General features: G+C 38.4%; 12 protein-coding genes. 5 read left to right on the top strand and 7 right to left on the bottom strand.

Annotation, left to right across the window (positions count from 1 at the left end):
* Window positions 1-103: 103 nt before the first annotated feature.
* The 5 genes from ACFW0C_RS03750 (at window position 104) to ACFW0C_RS03730 (ending at window position 4,583) form a co-directional block, all read left to right on the top strand.
* Window positions 104-1,285, top strand: a complete 1,182-nt coding sequence (locus ACFW0C_RS03750; protein WP_378105487.1) for an alpha/beta fold hydrolase — start codon at window positions 104-106, stop codon at window positions 1,283-1,285.
* Window positions 1,286-1,375: 90 nt separating this feature from the next.
* Window positions 1,376-2,200, top strand: coding sequence for a DUF2185 domain-containing protein (locus tag ACFW0C_RS03745; protein WP_378105484.1), 825 nt, complete (start codon window positions 1,376-1,378; stop codon window positions 2,198-2,200).
* 39 nt (window positions 2,201-2,239) lie between these two features.
* Complete coding sequence (locus ACFW0C_RS03740; protein WP_290491274.1) at window positions 2,240-2,614, top strand: CidA/LrgA family protein; 375 nt, start codon at window positions 2,240-2,242, stop codon at window positions 2,612-2,614.
* Window positions 2,607-3,299 carry an LrgB family protein gene (locus ACFW0C_RS03735; RefSeq protein ID WP_378105481.1) on the top strand — a complete coding sequence of 231 codons (693 nt, stop codon included), beginning with the start codon at window positions 2,607-2,609 and terminating at the stop codon, window positions 3,297-3,299. The genes ACFW0C_RS03740 and ACFW0C_RS03735 overlap by 8 nt, the downstream gene beginning before the upstream one ends.
* A 264-nt stretch (window positions 3,300-3,563) precedes the next feature.
* A complete protein-coding gene (locus ACFW0C_RS03730; RefSeq protein WP_378105478.1) occupies window positions 3,564-4,583 on the top strand; it encodes a branched-chain amino acid aminotransferase in 1,020 nt (339 codons plus the stop codon).
* 162 nt (window positions 4,584-4,745) lie between these two features.
* Here the strand turns inward: ACFW0C_RS03730 and ACFW0C_RS03725 are convergent, their stop codons facing one another.
* From ACFW0C_RS03725 to ACFW0C_RS03695, 7 genes are all read right to left on the bottom strand, one after another.
* Entirely contained in the window at window positions 4,746-5,249 is a 504-nt protein-coding gene (locus tag ACFW0C_RS03725; protein ID WP_003142845.1) for a nucleoside 2-deoxyribosyltransferase, read from the bottom strand.
* A 69-nt stretch (window positions 5,250-5,318) separates the two neighbouring features.
* Window positions 5,319-5,984 carry an HD domain-containing protein gene (locus ACFW0C_RS03720; RefSeq protein ID WP_378105475.1) on the bottom strand — a complete coding sequence of 222 codons (666 nt, stop codon included), beginning with the start codon at window positions 5,982-5,984 and terminating at the stop codon, window positions 5,319-5,321.
* A 28-nt stretch (window positions 5,985-6,012) separates the two neighbouring features.
* A complete protein-coding gene (locus tag ACFW0C_RS03715) occupies window positions 6,013-6,687 on the bottom strand; it encodes a deoxynucleoside kinase (protein WP_378105473.1) in 675 nt (224 codons plus the stop codon).
* 119 nt (window positions 6,688-6,806) lie between these two features.
* Window positions 6,807-7,496 (bottom strand): anaerobic ribonucleoside-triphosphate reductase activating protein, encoded by a 690-nt coding sequence (gene nrdG, locus ACFW0C_RS03710; protein ID WP_378105588.1) that lies wholly within the window; start codon window positions 7,494-7,496, stop codon window positions 6,807-6,809.
* Window positions 7,497-7,563: 67 nt separating this feature from the next.
* The gene (gene nrdD, locus ACFW0C_RS03705) at window positions 7,564-9,828 is read right to left on the bottom strand and encodes an anaerobic ribonucleoside-triphosphate reductase (RefSeq protein WP_378105471.1); all 2,265 of its coding nucleotides are present in this window, start codon (window positions 9,826-9,828) and stop codon (window positions 7,564-7,566) included.
* 279 nt (window positions 9,829-10,107) lie between these two features.
* Window positions 10,108-12,117, bottom strand: coding sequence for a DUF438 domain-containing protein (locus ACFW0C_RS03700; protein WP_378105469.1), 2,010 nt, complete (start codon window positions 12,115-12,117; stop codon window positions 10,108-10,110).
* Entirely contained in the window at window positions 12,098-12,367 is a 270-nt protein-coding gene (locus ACFW0C_RS03695; protein ID WP_378105467.1) for a DUF1858 domain-containing protein, read from the bottom strand. Before ACFW0C_RS03695 ends, ACFW0C_RS03700 begins: the two co-directional genes overlap by 20 nt.
* Window positions 12,368-12,525 lie beyond the last annotated feature (158 nt).

Genomic DNA, 12,525 nt, shown 5'->3' with positions numbered 1-12,525 from the left:
AACTAGAAAAAGCTGATAATTGATTACCATTTCATTTTAAGGGCGTATGTGATTTGTCACTGCGTCTTTTTCTATATAATGATAGAAAAGAGGGGGAGATTCTATGAAAAATTGTCTTGTGTTGTTGGTAACCAGTGCTGTACTTACTGGTTGTGGGTTAAATTACCAGGATGATGGTACAGATTTGGATGCGCTGAATATGGATGAGGCAGTTACTAGCTTAGATGAAGAGCCCTCCCTTTTCGCGGAAGATGTTGAGGCCAATGGAGAAGATTCATTGCGTCAATTTAATGCAAAAATGGCTGATTTACCGGCAGTTGAACTGAGAGATTCAGGCATTCAAGAAAGTCATTTTCTGGGTTTGAATGGCATAGACCAGTATGTGTATGAGGTGGGTCAGGGTGAAGGATTACCGGTAGCTATTTTTCTCCATGGGGGACCAGGCTTTTCTTATACAAACCAAGCAGATACTTTAGTTGGGTTAGCTGATCAGGTGAATGTACTTTTTTGGGATCAGATTGGTGCGGGTCAAACTTATGAAGCAAATTCAAATGTAGAACCCAATATGGTCGATTTACAGGCTTCTTTAACAGATTTAGTTGCATATACCAAGGCTCGTTATGGGGTTGATCAAGTGGGCATTATTGGTCATTCATGGGGGTCGGCGTTAGGTGCCTCTTATGTGCTTGACCATCCGGATGATGTGTCTTTTTATGTGGGCATTGGGCAAGTAGTCACACCAGTTGAGGATGAGGCAGTGGCTTTAAGTCAGACGCGAGAATTGGCGACAAGTTTAGGGCGTCAAGATTTACTTGATCAATTAAGTGAGATACCAACTGATTATCCTAACACGGACAATTTTTTGACTTTAGCTTATGAGGCGGCGATTTTACGGTCAGTTCAGCGTGAATTAGGATTTGGAACAGCTGATTTTGTCCAATATTTACCTTTATTGTTAACCAATCAGGTAGATACACTATCGGCAGGTGACCAGGAAATGTTGGACCGTATGTTACTCAACCAGCGCTTGTACCGAGAGTTATTAGCGACAGACATATATGCAAGGGATCTTGAATTCAGTATGCCTTTTTACCTGATTTCTGGGGAAAATGATATCCAAGTACCAAGAAGTCAGTCAGAAAAAATGATTGAAAAGGTTCAAGCACCGACAAAAGAAATGATGATTATACCGGATGCGGGGCATACCCCGATGATCGATCAAGAAACTGACTTTATAAAATCGCTAACAACCATTATAAACCGCACATTTTCGGCAAATGGATGATTATTTTTTGCTAATTTGTATGCTAAAATGGATAAGGACAAATCTATTCAACAACAACATTTGATCTACAACAATATGCGGAGGATAAATATGACCAAGCAATTGATTCCAAACGGCGGTAATTGTTTAGCTTCGGTAGCGCTGCTTGAAGGGAAGCAACCATTATTATGGGCCTTCCGTGAAAAGAGCTTGATGCCAAGTGATAGTGGTTGGCGTTTTTTTGCTGTGACGGATACGCAAACTGAAATTATGGACGGAAAGAGCGTACTTCTTGTCGATATTAATAAAATTGCTGAACTGGAACCAACTGTAGCGGGTATTTATTGGTATCCAGAAGGAGCTGATTTTCAGTTAGCCAGTAAAGATGGCAGCAAATATTTCGTGTACAACGATACTTTCGAAAGAGTAGTACCGGCAACCAACTACAAAGACTTACCACGTTCGTCAAAAGCCTTCGTACAACATTTTAAAGAAGCCAAGGAAACATTAACCCCTAATGCCATGGCTGAAAACTTACAATTATCTGCTGAAAAAGTGGATATGCTAAAACTATTAGATTTAATGCATACAAGCGATGCAGAAAATCTATCGGATATAGATATCTTTCTTAATACGGGTTTATTATTTGGCTTCGTAAATATGCGAAATAAAGCCCTACACATGACCTTAACAGATGGGCAATTGGATGATATCGTGGGCACTATGATGGATTACTTTAATCTAAAGCGAGAGAAAGCTAGTGCCTACGTTTACCATTACGCTAACTTAAAGCATGATGGGACAGCGGTTGCTGAACAACAACTGACGATGTATGGTGGCAAAATGTATGAGTGGTTAAAAGTTGACGACTTTCATGCAATCAAAAATGAGTATGCTAACCTCGTGATGCATCATCGCAAAGCCAAAATGGTTTAGCGAATTTTACCGAATCTAAACAGAATGGAGCGTTAAAAAGTGAAGTATTTTAAGCAAGCCTTTATTATTATTGTGATTACTTTAATCTCTGAAGTATTATCACACATATTACCTTTACCCTTGTCAGCCTCGATTTACGGCATGGTTATATTATTTATCTGCTTAATGACTGGTGTGATTAAGCTGGAACAAGTTGAAAATGTAGGTGAATGGTTAATTGCTGTGATGCCTGCTATGTTCGTAGTACCAGGTGCTGGTTTTATTACCTCCTGGTCAAGTTTACAGCCGCATTTATTATCTTGGTCTATGATTATTTCGGTGACAACTATCCTTGTAATGGCCGTTGCTGGTCTTATAGCGCAATCACTACAAAAACGTCAGAATGCTAAGAATGGAGGAGAAAATAATGAATAGTTTATTTGATTTGTTCCCCTCATTTGGTTTATTTCTAACCTTAGGTGTATACATGATTGCCATGTGGATAAACAAGAAATTAAAAACACCTATTGCCAATCCATTGTTAATTGCAGTTATTTTAATTATTGCTATCTTAGTTGTTGGCAAGGTAAATGTTCCTGTTTACCAAGAGAGTGCCAGCTTTGTGTCTTATCTGTTAACACCAGCAACTATTGCTTTAGCTATTCCTGTATATAAACAACGGCACATTTTAAAAGAAAACTTCTGGACAATTATTATTACAGTTGTGGCAGCAATGGTTACAGCAGTTGTGAGTGTCTTGATTGTCGCTGTTATCTTTAATATGGATGAAGAAATTTTACGTTCGGTGCTATCTAAATCAGTAACAACTGCTATCGCTATTGATATTACTGAAATAATTGGTGGTATTACACCAATCATTGTTGGTTCAGTTGTTTTGACGGGTATCTTTGGTGTTGTGGTGAACGAATGGATCTTCAAACTTCTAAAAATTGATTCATATTTTGCGCGTGGTTTAGCTATGGGTACTTCAAGTCACGCCATGGGTACAGCAGAATCAATGAAAATTAATGAACTTCAAGGTGCGATGTCTAGTATCGCCATGGTAATATCTGGTATTGTGATTGCTATTTTAGTACCAATCGTTGCAAGTTTCCTATAAAAATTGGTAAGCGCTAGTTACTAAATATATTTCAAAAAGTGTTGTCTATTTTGGACAACACTTTTTATTTATCTATGAAAAGCAAAAATCATTAAAAATGAGATTTATTCTCATTTTTATTAGAAATAAACTACCCTTTTTCTCATAAATAGTGTTAAACTAATACTACATTAATGAATCGTGAGAGGCGTTTATTGCTTAGATGAATGATATCCAAACCAACACGAATTTCATATAAACATATGATTTGAAAGGATGAGTAGCATGACAGTAGAAATCAATTGGGAAGAATTAGGTTTTGAATATATAAACTTACCATACCGTTGGCGTGCCTATTGGAAAGATGGCGAATGGTATAAGAGTGGTTTGGAAACTGAAAATACGATCCAAATTGAAGAAGGGGCACCAATTTTACATTACGGACAAGGTGCTTTTGAAGGATTGAAGGCATTTAAAACAAAAGAAGGCGATATCCAAATCTTTCGTCCTGACCAAAATGCGAAACGTTTAAATGAGTCAGCAGCTCGCTTAGTGATGCCTGAAGTGCCAGAAGAAGACTTTATTCATGCGGTTAAAGAAGTGATTAAAGCAAATGCTGAATATGTGCCACCATATGGTACAGGCGCATCATTCTACCTACGACCAACATTAATTGGCGTAGGGGATAATATTGGTGTACATGCAGCTAAAGAATATATCTTCACAGTATTTGCCATGCCTGTTGGCCCTTACTTCAAAGGTGGTATGGTTCCAACAGCCTTTACGACATCTGAATTTGACCGTGCAGCACCTCATGGTACAGGAGCAGCAAAGGTTGGTGGAAACTATGCGGGTAGTTTACAGCCAGGAATTGAAGCCAAAAAACAAGGATACTCTGACGTTGTATATTTAGATCCGGCTACACATTCAAAAATTGAAGAAGTAGGTTCCGCAAACTTCTTTGGTATTGAAAAAGATACCAATAAATTTGTGACCCCTAAGTCACCTTCAATCCTACCGTCAATTACTAAATACTCATTACTTTGGTTAGCTGAACATCGTTTAGGCTTAGAAGTTGAAGAGGGCGATGTGTTTATTGATGATTTAGACCGCTTTAGCGAAGCAGGAGCATGTGGTACAGCGGCTGTTATTTCACCAGTATCATTTATTACCCATAACGACCATAAACATGTATTCTATTCAGAAACTGAAGTAGGCCCAATCACTAAAAAATTGTATGATCAATTAGTGGGTATCCAAAATGGTGACGTTGAAGCACCTGAAGGCTGGATTGTTAAAGTTTAAGATAAGGCTAGAACAATTAAAAGCGATTAGCTTAATAGATAAAAACGAATAGTTTGCTTGATTTTTGATGAAAATTTTAAAGGCATGAAAGGGCGGTTAAATTCCTTTCATGCCTTTTTTTGTATGCAAAAAGCACCAGGCTAACCTGATGCTTGTTATTTTTTAGATAACATCCATGTCTGGAAGTGGGTTTGTTGGGAAGTGATTGAAGTCATAAGTTGCTAATTCATTGATATCAGTCATGAAGTAAGTACCTCCACGCGCAATCATTAGGTTTAATTCTTTATTTTCTAAACCATTTTCACTTAATAAGACAACGATAGCAGGTTTGTGCATTGCACGCATAAAACCTAACTCAAAGGCTGTACCGTCATCGACGTTTTCAACGTCATATAAGAAAACACCAGCGTCTGCAGTATTCATTGCAGATAGGTCGTTTTGATAGGTCGCTACTTGCCATTCAAATGAACCAAAAATACCTTCTGGATCACGGTCAAAAGATGTGTCTTTGTATTGATGATCAAATGGGAAATGAACAACACCAACAGTTGGGTTCGCGTTTAAGGCTTTTGTCGCTTCCTCTACACGGCGAACTTGGTCAGGATTGAAAAAAGGTGTTGCTAGATATAGCTTAGTGCTTGCTGAAGTATCTTTACGTTTATCCAATGATATAACCTCTTTCTTAAATTCAAAATGACTTGCTAATTATATTCTACAATAAATAATACGAATTGTTTAAATATTTCCTTGCCACTCAGCCATAAATTGGTTAAGAAATTGTCGCATAAAAAGTGTCCGCTCATGCGCAATCTCTTTACCAGCTTCTGTATTCATAGAATGTTCTAGTTTAAGTAGCTTTTCATGAAAATGGTTTATTGCAGTTGAAGGATGGTTACGGTAATCATCCTTATTTTTCACATCCATCACAGGGATTTTTGGATTATAAATTTCATTATTAGCGTGACCGCCGTAAGCAAATGTGCGGGCAATCCCCATTGCACCAAGGGCATCAATTCGGTCTGCATCCTGAACGTATTGGCCTTCAACCGACAAATCATATTGGGTAGTTAAGTTTTTTGAGTAGGACATATGTTGAATAGTATAAAGAATATTTTCTCGACTAGCTGGTGAAAGATGTAACTCATCTAAAAGTTTTTCAACTTCCATTTGACTAAAAATAATATCTGAAACTAGCTTGTCATCAATTGTATCGTGTAAATATGCAGCGGCTTCAATGATAATCAAGGCCTCCGTATTACTTTCACCATAATCTGCTATATACAGGGCTTTAGCGAGTTTAGCAACTCGGTCTGCATGCCAGTAATCATGACCAGTGGGGTCAAAAGCCATGCGTTCTCTTGCAAATTCTTGAATTTTTTTAAGTCGTATTACCATTTCCATTTGCCCATCTCCTTAAACAAACAGTATTCTATTTAAATGTGTCGGCAGTCACAATATCATTTGTGATCATAAAGTCTTTAATATCTTGAATTAAGACATTTTGATGGTGGGGATACTTGACCAAGTCGTATTTTTCCATATCAATGAACATCACTTTAGATTGATTATAGTGATTTTTCACCCAATCATCATAACCAGACCATAAGCGGTGGTAATAGTTGGTGAGTTCCTCTCCTTGTTCAAAATCACGTCCACGATTTTCGATGCGAGTCATCACTGTTTCAAAAGAGCCATGCAGATACAACATTAAATCAGGATGCTTGCGCGGGATTTCAGCTAATTCTTCCATCATATTACGGGATAAGTTTTCATAAATTGAAAACTCTTCTTCACTAATACGGCCAATGTCTGTATTCACTCTGGCAAAGTACCAATCTTCAAAAATAGATCGGTCTAAAACGGACTTATCTTCTTTAGAAGCTTGTTTAATCGTTTTAAATCTTGAATTCAAAAAATCCAATTGTGTCAAAAATGGATACCGCTTCAATAGTTGCTCTTCTGGACTAGCTTTATAAAAATAAGGCAACATAATGTTATCTTCAACAGATTCGTAGAAGGGTTTAAAGTCCAATTCGTCTCTGATTAAATTTGTGATGGTAGTTTTCCCTAAGCCAATCATCCCACCAACGGTTATCATTGTCATTGTGTAACTCCTAACTTTTTAAAATGATAAATTTTTAAATGAAATGGTTTATCTAAAAATTCATTCTATACCTATCTCAGCATAAAAGGTCATTTGATATTTGTAAACCGATAAAATGATTACTTATATTGCAAGCCATCAGCATTTGTCCAAAGTACAAGCTCATTCTTTTGAAGACTCGCTGGGACATCAATAATTCGCTGGTTGCTACTTCCTCTAAACTGTAAAGTTAGATCCATTTGATCTTGTAGGAAACGACCATCAACCAACACATCGATTAAGTCTAAGAGGGCAAGTTTATCTTCTGATTCGACTAGCAACTCTTCAAAGGTATAACCTGACCAGCACCAAATATCTTTATTGTGCCCATAGCGGTCACGTAAAGCTTGGCATAGCGGTAGTAAGATATTAGTGTTTAGCATGGGTTCCCCACCTAATAAGGTCAAACCTTGGCAGTAACTAGCCCCAATATCTTCCAAAATTTGATTTTGTAGTGCTTCAGTATAATCAATTCCGTAGTTGAAATTCTGGACAACCCGGTTGTAGCAGCCAGGACAAGCGAAGAGACAACCACTGACGTAAATGGAACAACGAACACCTTCGCCGTCCACAAAGTTATAAGCTTTGTAGTCAGCGATTTTTCCTCTAGACCAATCTTTTGCTAACCATTCTTTTGGTTCTGGGTTATTGGGGGATTTGGGTGCGCGCTGGGCTCTTCTAGCTAACCTCTTCTGAATTAATTCGGCCCGTTTAATATCTTCTTCGCTAAGAAAGTCTTCAGGCCTCGCTTCTTGCTTGTCTTCCACCATAGACCGTTCGGTATATTTTTTAGGAATTAAGGATTTTTCCGTCTGTTTGGCATTTTCATCCTTATGGTTAGGTGTCAATCTGATCACCCCATACTGGTTCATTGTAGACAATGGCATCTTCTCCGTCCGCTTCAAATGAGATATTTACGCGACTTTGAGAGAGATGTTTTGTCCGAGATGAAATTTCTTTATGTCGTCCGTGTACCATTGGTCGTTGCTGTGGATTACCGAGGTAACCACAAGTCCGTTTAACGACATCGCAAGTTTTAGGGTTATTATTACCACATTGTGGACATTTAAAGCCGCGGTCAGTTGGTTCAAAATCACCATCAAAACCACATTCATAGCAATGATCAATTGGGGTGTTAGTCCCTAGATAGCCCACCCGGTCATAGGCGAAATTCCATACAGCTTCAAGTGCTTTAGGATTTTGTCTCATATTTGGGTACTCACAGTAGTGAATGAAACCACCACTGGCATATTGCGGATAGTCTTTTTCAAATTCAAGTTTTTCAAACGGCGTAGGGGACTTACGGACGTCATAGTGAAATGAGTTTGTATAGTATTCTTTATCCGTAATATCCGAGATTGGCCCAAATTTTTCAAGGTCTAATTCGCAAAAACGATCAGTCAGACTTTCAGCTGGTGTTGAATAGATACTAAAGTGGTAGCCGTAGGTATTTCCTAGATGATCAGCTTTTTGCTTCATCGTTTTCAAAACAGACAGGGTAAAGTGCTTTGCGTCAGGATGTGACTCCCAATTAGGGCCATAAAAAGCTGTACCAATCTCATATAAACCGATATATCCCATTGATACTGTAGACCGTTTCTGATTAAATAATAGGTCGACTGGGTCATCCTCATTTAACCTTTTACCAAAGGCACCGTGCATATATAAAATCGGTGCGTTTTCTGGCTTAGCTTCCTTTACCCGGTTGATACGGAATAAAAGCGCATCCGCCATAATATCTAACCGTTCATCTAATATGCTAAAAAATCGTTCTTGGTTGCCTTTAGCTTCAAGTGCAATCCGTGGTAAGTTTAAACTGACCACGCCAAGATTCATCCGGCCACTATTCACTTCTTGCCCATGCTTATCTTGCCAAGCTTGTAAGAAGGACCGACAACCCATGGGTGCTTTGAAAGAGCCTGTTAATTCAACAATTTTGTCATACATTAAGACATCCGGGTACATTCTTTGCGTCGCACAGGTCAGTGCTAATTGCTTGAGATCGTAATTAGGATCTTTAGGTTCAAGGTTTACCCCTCGTTTAAGGGTGAAGACCAACTTAGGAAAAATGGCCGTCCTTTTTTCCTTGCCTAGTCCTTCGATACGAATATCAAAAATGGCTTTTTGAATTTCTCGCTCATACCAAGAAGTCCCTAAACCAAAGCCAAAGGTTGTAAAGGGTGTCTGACCTTGAGAAGTATATAAAGTATTGATTTCGTATTCTAGACTTTGGATTGCATCGTGGATATCTTTCTTCGTACGAGACTTTGCGAAGGCCTCTTGTTTTTTGGTACCATCGATCCATTCTCTAGCAATAGCGAGATTCTTTTTGTAATTCATTTCTGCATAAGGCGCTAAGACTTCGTCTATGCGGTCAACAGTCGTACCACCGTATTGACTAGATGCAACATTGGCAATAATTTGAGCCGTTTGAGCTGCTGCTGTTTGAATGGATTTTGGTGATGCCACTTCGGCGTTACCAATCTTAAAGCCATTACTAAACATATTTTCTAGGTCAATCAATGAACAGTTTGTCATTGGTGCGTACGGATTATAGTCCAAGTCATGGATATGGATATCCCCTTTTAAGTGCGCATTAGCGACATGTTTGGGTAGCATTTTAAGGCCGATAGCTTTCGACACGATACCTGCTGTTAAGTCACGTTGGGTATTAAAGACCTTACTATCCTTATTGGCATTTTCGTTCACCACATCTTGTGCCTTATTGATTAGCCCTTGCATACGAGTCTGGATGTTAGTTGCATTGGCAAACCTTTCTTCAGTCGCTTGTCTGTTTGCTAGATAGGTCTTTGCTATATGGTTGAAATTTTGGTCTTGTAAAACCTGCACTAACTGGTGATGAATAGTGGTCACCTCTATGGCGTCATTAGGGTTTGCTTTTTGAATATCGGCTAAATTTGCTAATACTTGGTGCAATATTAGGTTGATATTAGCTGTTTCAGCTTGTTCACTTTGACTTGCTTTTATAATGGATTGTTGTAATTTGTCGACATCAAAAGCGACCGTTCGACCATCACGTTTGTGTACTTTTACTTGGTCAAAGCTATCTTGGTGTAATATTTCTTGAACTGATTGTGCCATGAATAGTGCCTCCTTACTATAACATGAAAAATAAGTTTAGACACAACATATAGTGTCTTCGTCAAAATATTTTATCATATATAGTGCCCCGTACAAGGGTAAACGAAAATAGTGCATGGGTCAAAAAGTAAAAATGAAGAAAAATAAACAATTAATGTATGATTTTAAAAAAGCGAAAAATAAAAACGGTCAAAAAACCACCATGACTGATTAAAGAATGGTGGTATTGACCGAATAGTTTATTTAAATGACCTGAGTTCAAACTAGTCATCTTTTGAATTAAAAAAAGTGCTTTTCTGTATTTGCTAAATTTCGGTAGTCTTGAATATCTAAGACAGCCTCTACTACCCCGCGGAATTGATCTTGATCATCAAAAGTGGCTAGGAATTCGGTATGTGCAAAAAAATTAGGGCTAGAAAAGCTCATTGGCTGAATAATCAGACGAGCATTTTTTAAATCATCTAAAAGTTGCGCAATCTTTGGCCATAAGCGTGGTGGATGACAAAACTCAATGTCACGACCGATTTCCAAAGGTGAGCGTTTGAAAATCATCTGATCATAAGGTACCACGTGGTTGAAATATCTAAAGCGGAAGTTTTCGTCTATATAGGTAATTTCAAAAGGCAGGGCGTTCATTAAACTGGTGAACTCAGCAAGGGATAGATAGCCATTTTCCAAGTCTAATGGTTGATCAATGGCCACTTGGTCTGGTCTAGTGAGCAGTTGATTGTGGTGACTATACCAATCAACCTGTACATATCCATCGGAAAATTGTATCGTTTCACTTTGTTTGCTAGTGAGATTTTCTTCGAGTCGTACTAAAGCTGTCAATTTTTTGTTTTTTAAATCTGCTTCATCCGGTCCTTTAACAGAACGGTCTGTGCCTGGGGCGATGTCAATAAACCGTTGGATATCCTGGACGTATTCGAGGATACCTAAGAATTGATGATGATCATCGAATAGTGGTTGATATGTCACATAAATCATTGCAGTGCCCTTAGCGCTTGTTTCTTGGAACCAGTAGGACACAGCCTTTTCTTGACCAGATTTTAGTTTATCAAAAACTGGGTGAATTGTCTTCCAAACACTGGCCGGAAAAAGCGTCTGTGCAGCCATCCCTATCTGACAATTTTCACGATATTGAAAGGGGAAACCCGTCTTATCTTGACAGGGCAGGGTGTAATTTGTGTATTGAATATGTCCTGCTGAATTGATAAAGGTAAGGGTGACTGGTATCCGGTCTAAGATAATCCGCATTTGGTTGATAGATAAGAATCCATCGCCAACAGGGAGTGGCATGTCAGGGTCAATGATCGCTTGCTGTCGGCTTTCTGTAGCTTGAAATTCGGGTTTTCCTTCCCAGCTGATGAGCATAGCGCCATCAGGAAAACGGATTCTTTGGCTTTCAATGATGGATTTACGTGGCTGGTCTACATTTTTGGTTAGTGGTGTAGTGGCTTCATGTTGGTCAACATCTTTTTCATCTGAACTTGTCCATGTGCCTGTAGGCCGGATAATCGCAAAGCCGTAAATATCACTTTGTTCACTAACTTTGGCCCAATCCTGACTAGACAAACTTTCGGCTAGAATATTCATAAGAATGGCTTCCTCTTTAAAAATCATCTCCTTAAATTCATATTCAAAATCTGCAAAAGCCAACTTTGCCGTCACTAATCTTTCTGTAAAATCTTTACTTCTTAATAAATCAACTTGCTTTAAATCTGCTTGAAATAGGTCACGAATCTCATCATCTTTGGCCCACATAACTTTAGGTGGCGCATTATAACCGTATTTTTCAAGCAGGGGAAAGAAAACCCGTTCTTTACGAGTATAGTGGTGTTCAAATTGACCTAAGAGTTGGTATTGCCGCTTCAGGCCGTCTGTAAAGTCTAAGCGACTAGGATCATCTTCGTTTAAGGTTTCTAAGACTTTAAAAATATTGTTGATTCGGTTAATACAGGCTCTAAAGGCCATGTTTTCAGCTTTAAATACCTGAACGGGATGATTTTCTCGTTCGATTTCTACAGCTGAATGACCTGTTACTTGGTCTTCAAACATGCGGGCATGTACGTTACACAATTTCAAGACATCTTCAAAGGTGATGTCATTATCGTCTTCGTAGATAATTTTTTGCTCCATCATGGCGATTTCAATGGCTGAAACACCGGAAAAATGCTGGTTAAATGCTTCTTGTAAACTGTTAGGGTCTACGCCATGGTGAAGTTGCGTCAACATGTCAGTAAGCACCTGTAATCGTTGTTCTTCTTGGTTAGTATGCTTCTTTTTCATTATTTTTCTTTACTCCAATTGGTTGATAGCCATTGTAAATTAGTTGTTGGCAGATAAATGCTACGGAGACGCCTGCAATTTTAGCACCGCGATTAAGGGTCACAAATGGACCGATAGATTGGCGTAAGATTGGGTCTTCCAAAGGGGTAAAACCAATTTCAACTAATACAGCTAATAGGTCGGGATGGTGGTCAATAAGCGTTTTGACAGGTTGGTTAAAGTCAACAGTGAAATCATCGGTAGGGTTCATATGTAATAACCTATCCTTTTCTACTTTTGAGTAGTGGGTTAAATAGCACTACTACTTGAGAAGAATAGTAAAGTTTCTTAGTTTTGAAAGCAATAAACCTAAGGATGTAGATTTATCTTAATACAATATTGTATACGAATTAAAATGAGATCATCATT

The organism is Aerococcus sp. NPDC058936, assembly GCF_042741995.1.
In the GTDB taxonomy this organism is placed as follows: domain Bacteria; phylum Bacillota; class Bacilli; order Lactobacillales; family Aerococcaceae; genus Aerococcus.
The sequence above is the reverse complement of the archived record's forward strand: the minus strand, read 5'-3'. Positions and strand labels throughout refer to the sequence as shown.

Coding starts and splice junctions, on each gene's coding strand:
- ACFW0C_RS03750 (WP_378105487.1), top strand. CDS start 104: ATGAAAAATTGTCTTGTGTTGTTGGTAACCAGTGCTGTACTTACTGGT.
- ACFW0C_RS03745 (WP_378105484.1), top strand. CDS start 1,376: ATGACCAAGCAATTGATTCCAAACGGCGGTAATTGTTTAGCTTCGGTA.
- ACFW0C_RS03735 (WP_378105481.1), top strand. CDS start 2,607: ATGAATAGTTTATTTGATTTGTTCCCCTCATTTGGTTTATTTCTAACC.
- ACFW0C_RS03730 (WP_378105478.1), top strand. CDS start 3,564: ATGACAGTAGAAATCAATTGGGAAGAATTAGGTTTTGAATATATAAAC.
- ACFW0C_RS03720 (WP_378105475.1), bottom strand. CDS start 5,984: ATGGAAATGGTAATACGACTTAAAAAAATTCAAGAATTTGCAAGAGAA.
- ACFW0C_RS03715 (WP_378105473.1), bottom strand. CDS start 6,687: ATGACAATGATAACCGTTGGTGGGATGATTGGCTTAGGGAAAACTACC.
- nrdG (WP_378105588.1), bottom strand. CDS start 7,496: ATGGTGGAAGACAAGCAAGAAGCGAGGCCTGAAGACTTTCTTAGCGAA.
- nrdD (WP_378105471.1), bottom strand. CDS start 9,828: ATGGCACAATCAGTTCAAGAAATATTACACCAAGATAGCTTTGACCAA.
- ACFW0C_RS03700 (WP_378105469.1), bottom strand. CDS start 12,117: ATGAAAAAGAAGCATACTAACCAAGAAGAACAACGATTACAGGTGCTT.
- ACFW0C_RS03695 (WP_378105467.1), bottom strand. CDS start 12,367: ATGAACCCTACCGATGATTTCACTGTTGACTTTAACCAACCTGTCAAA.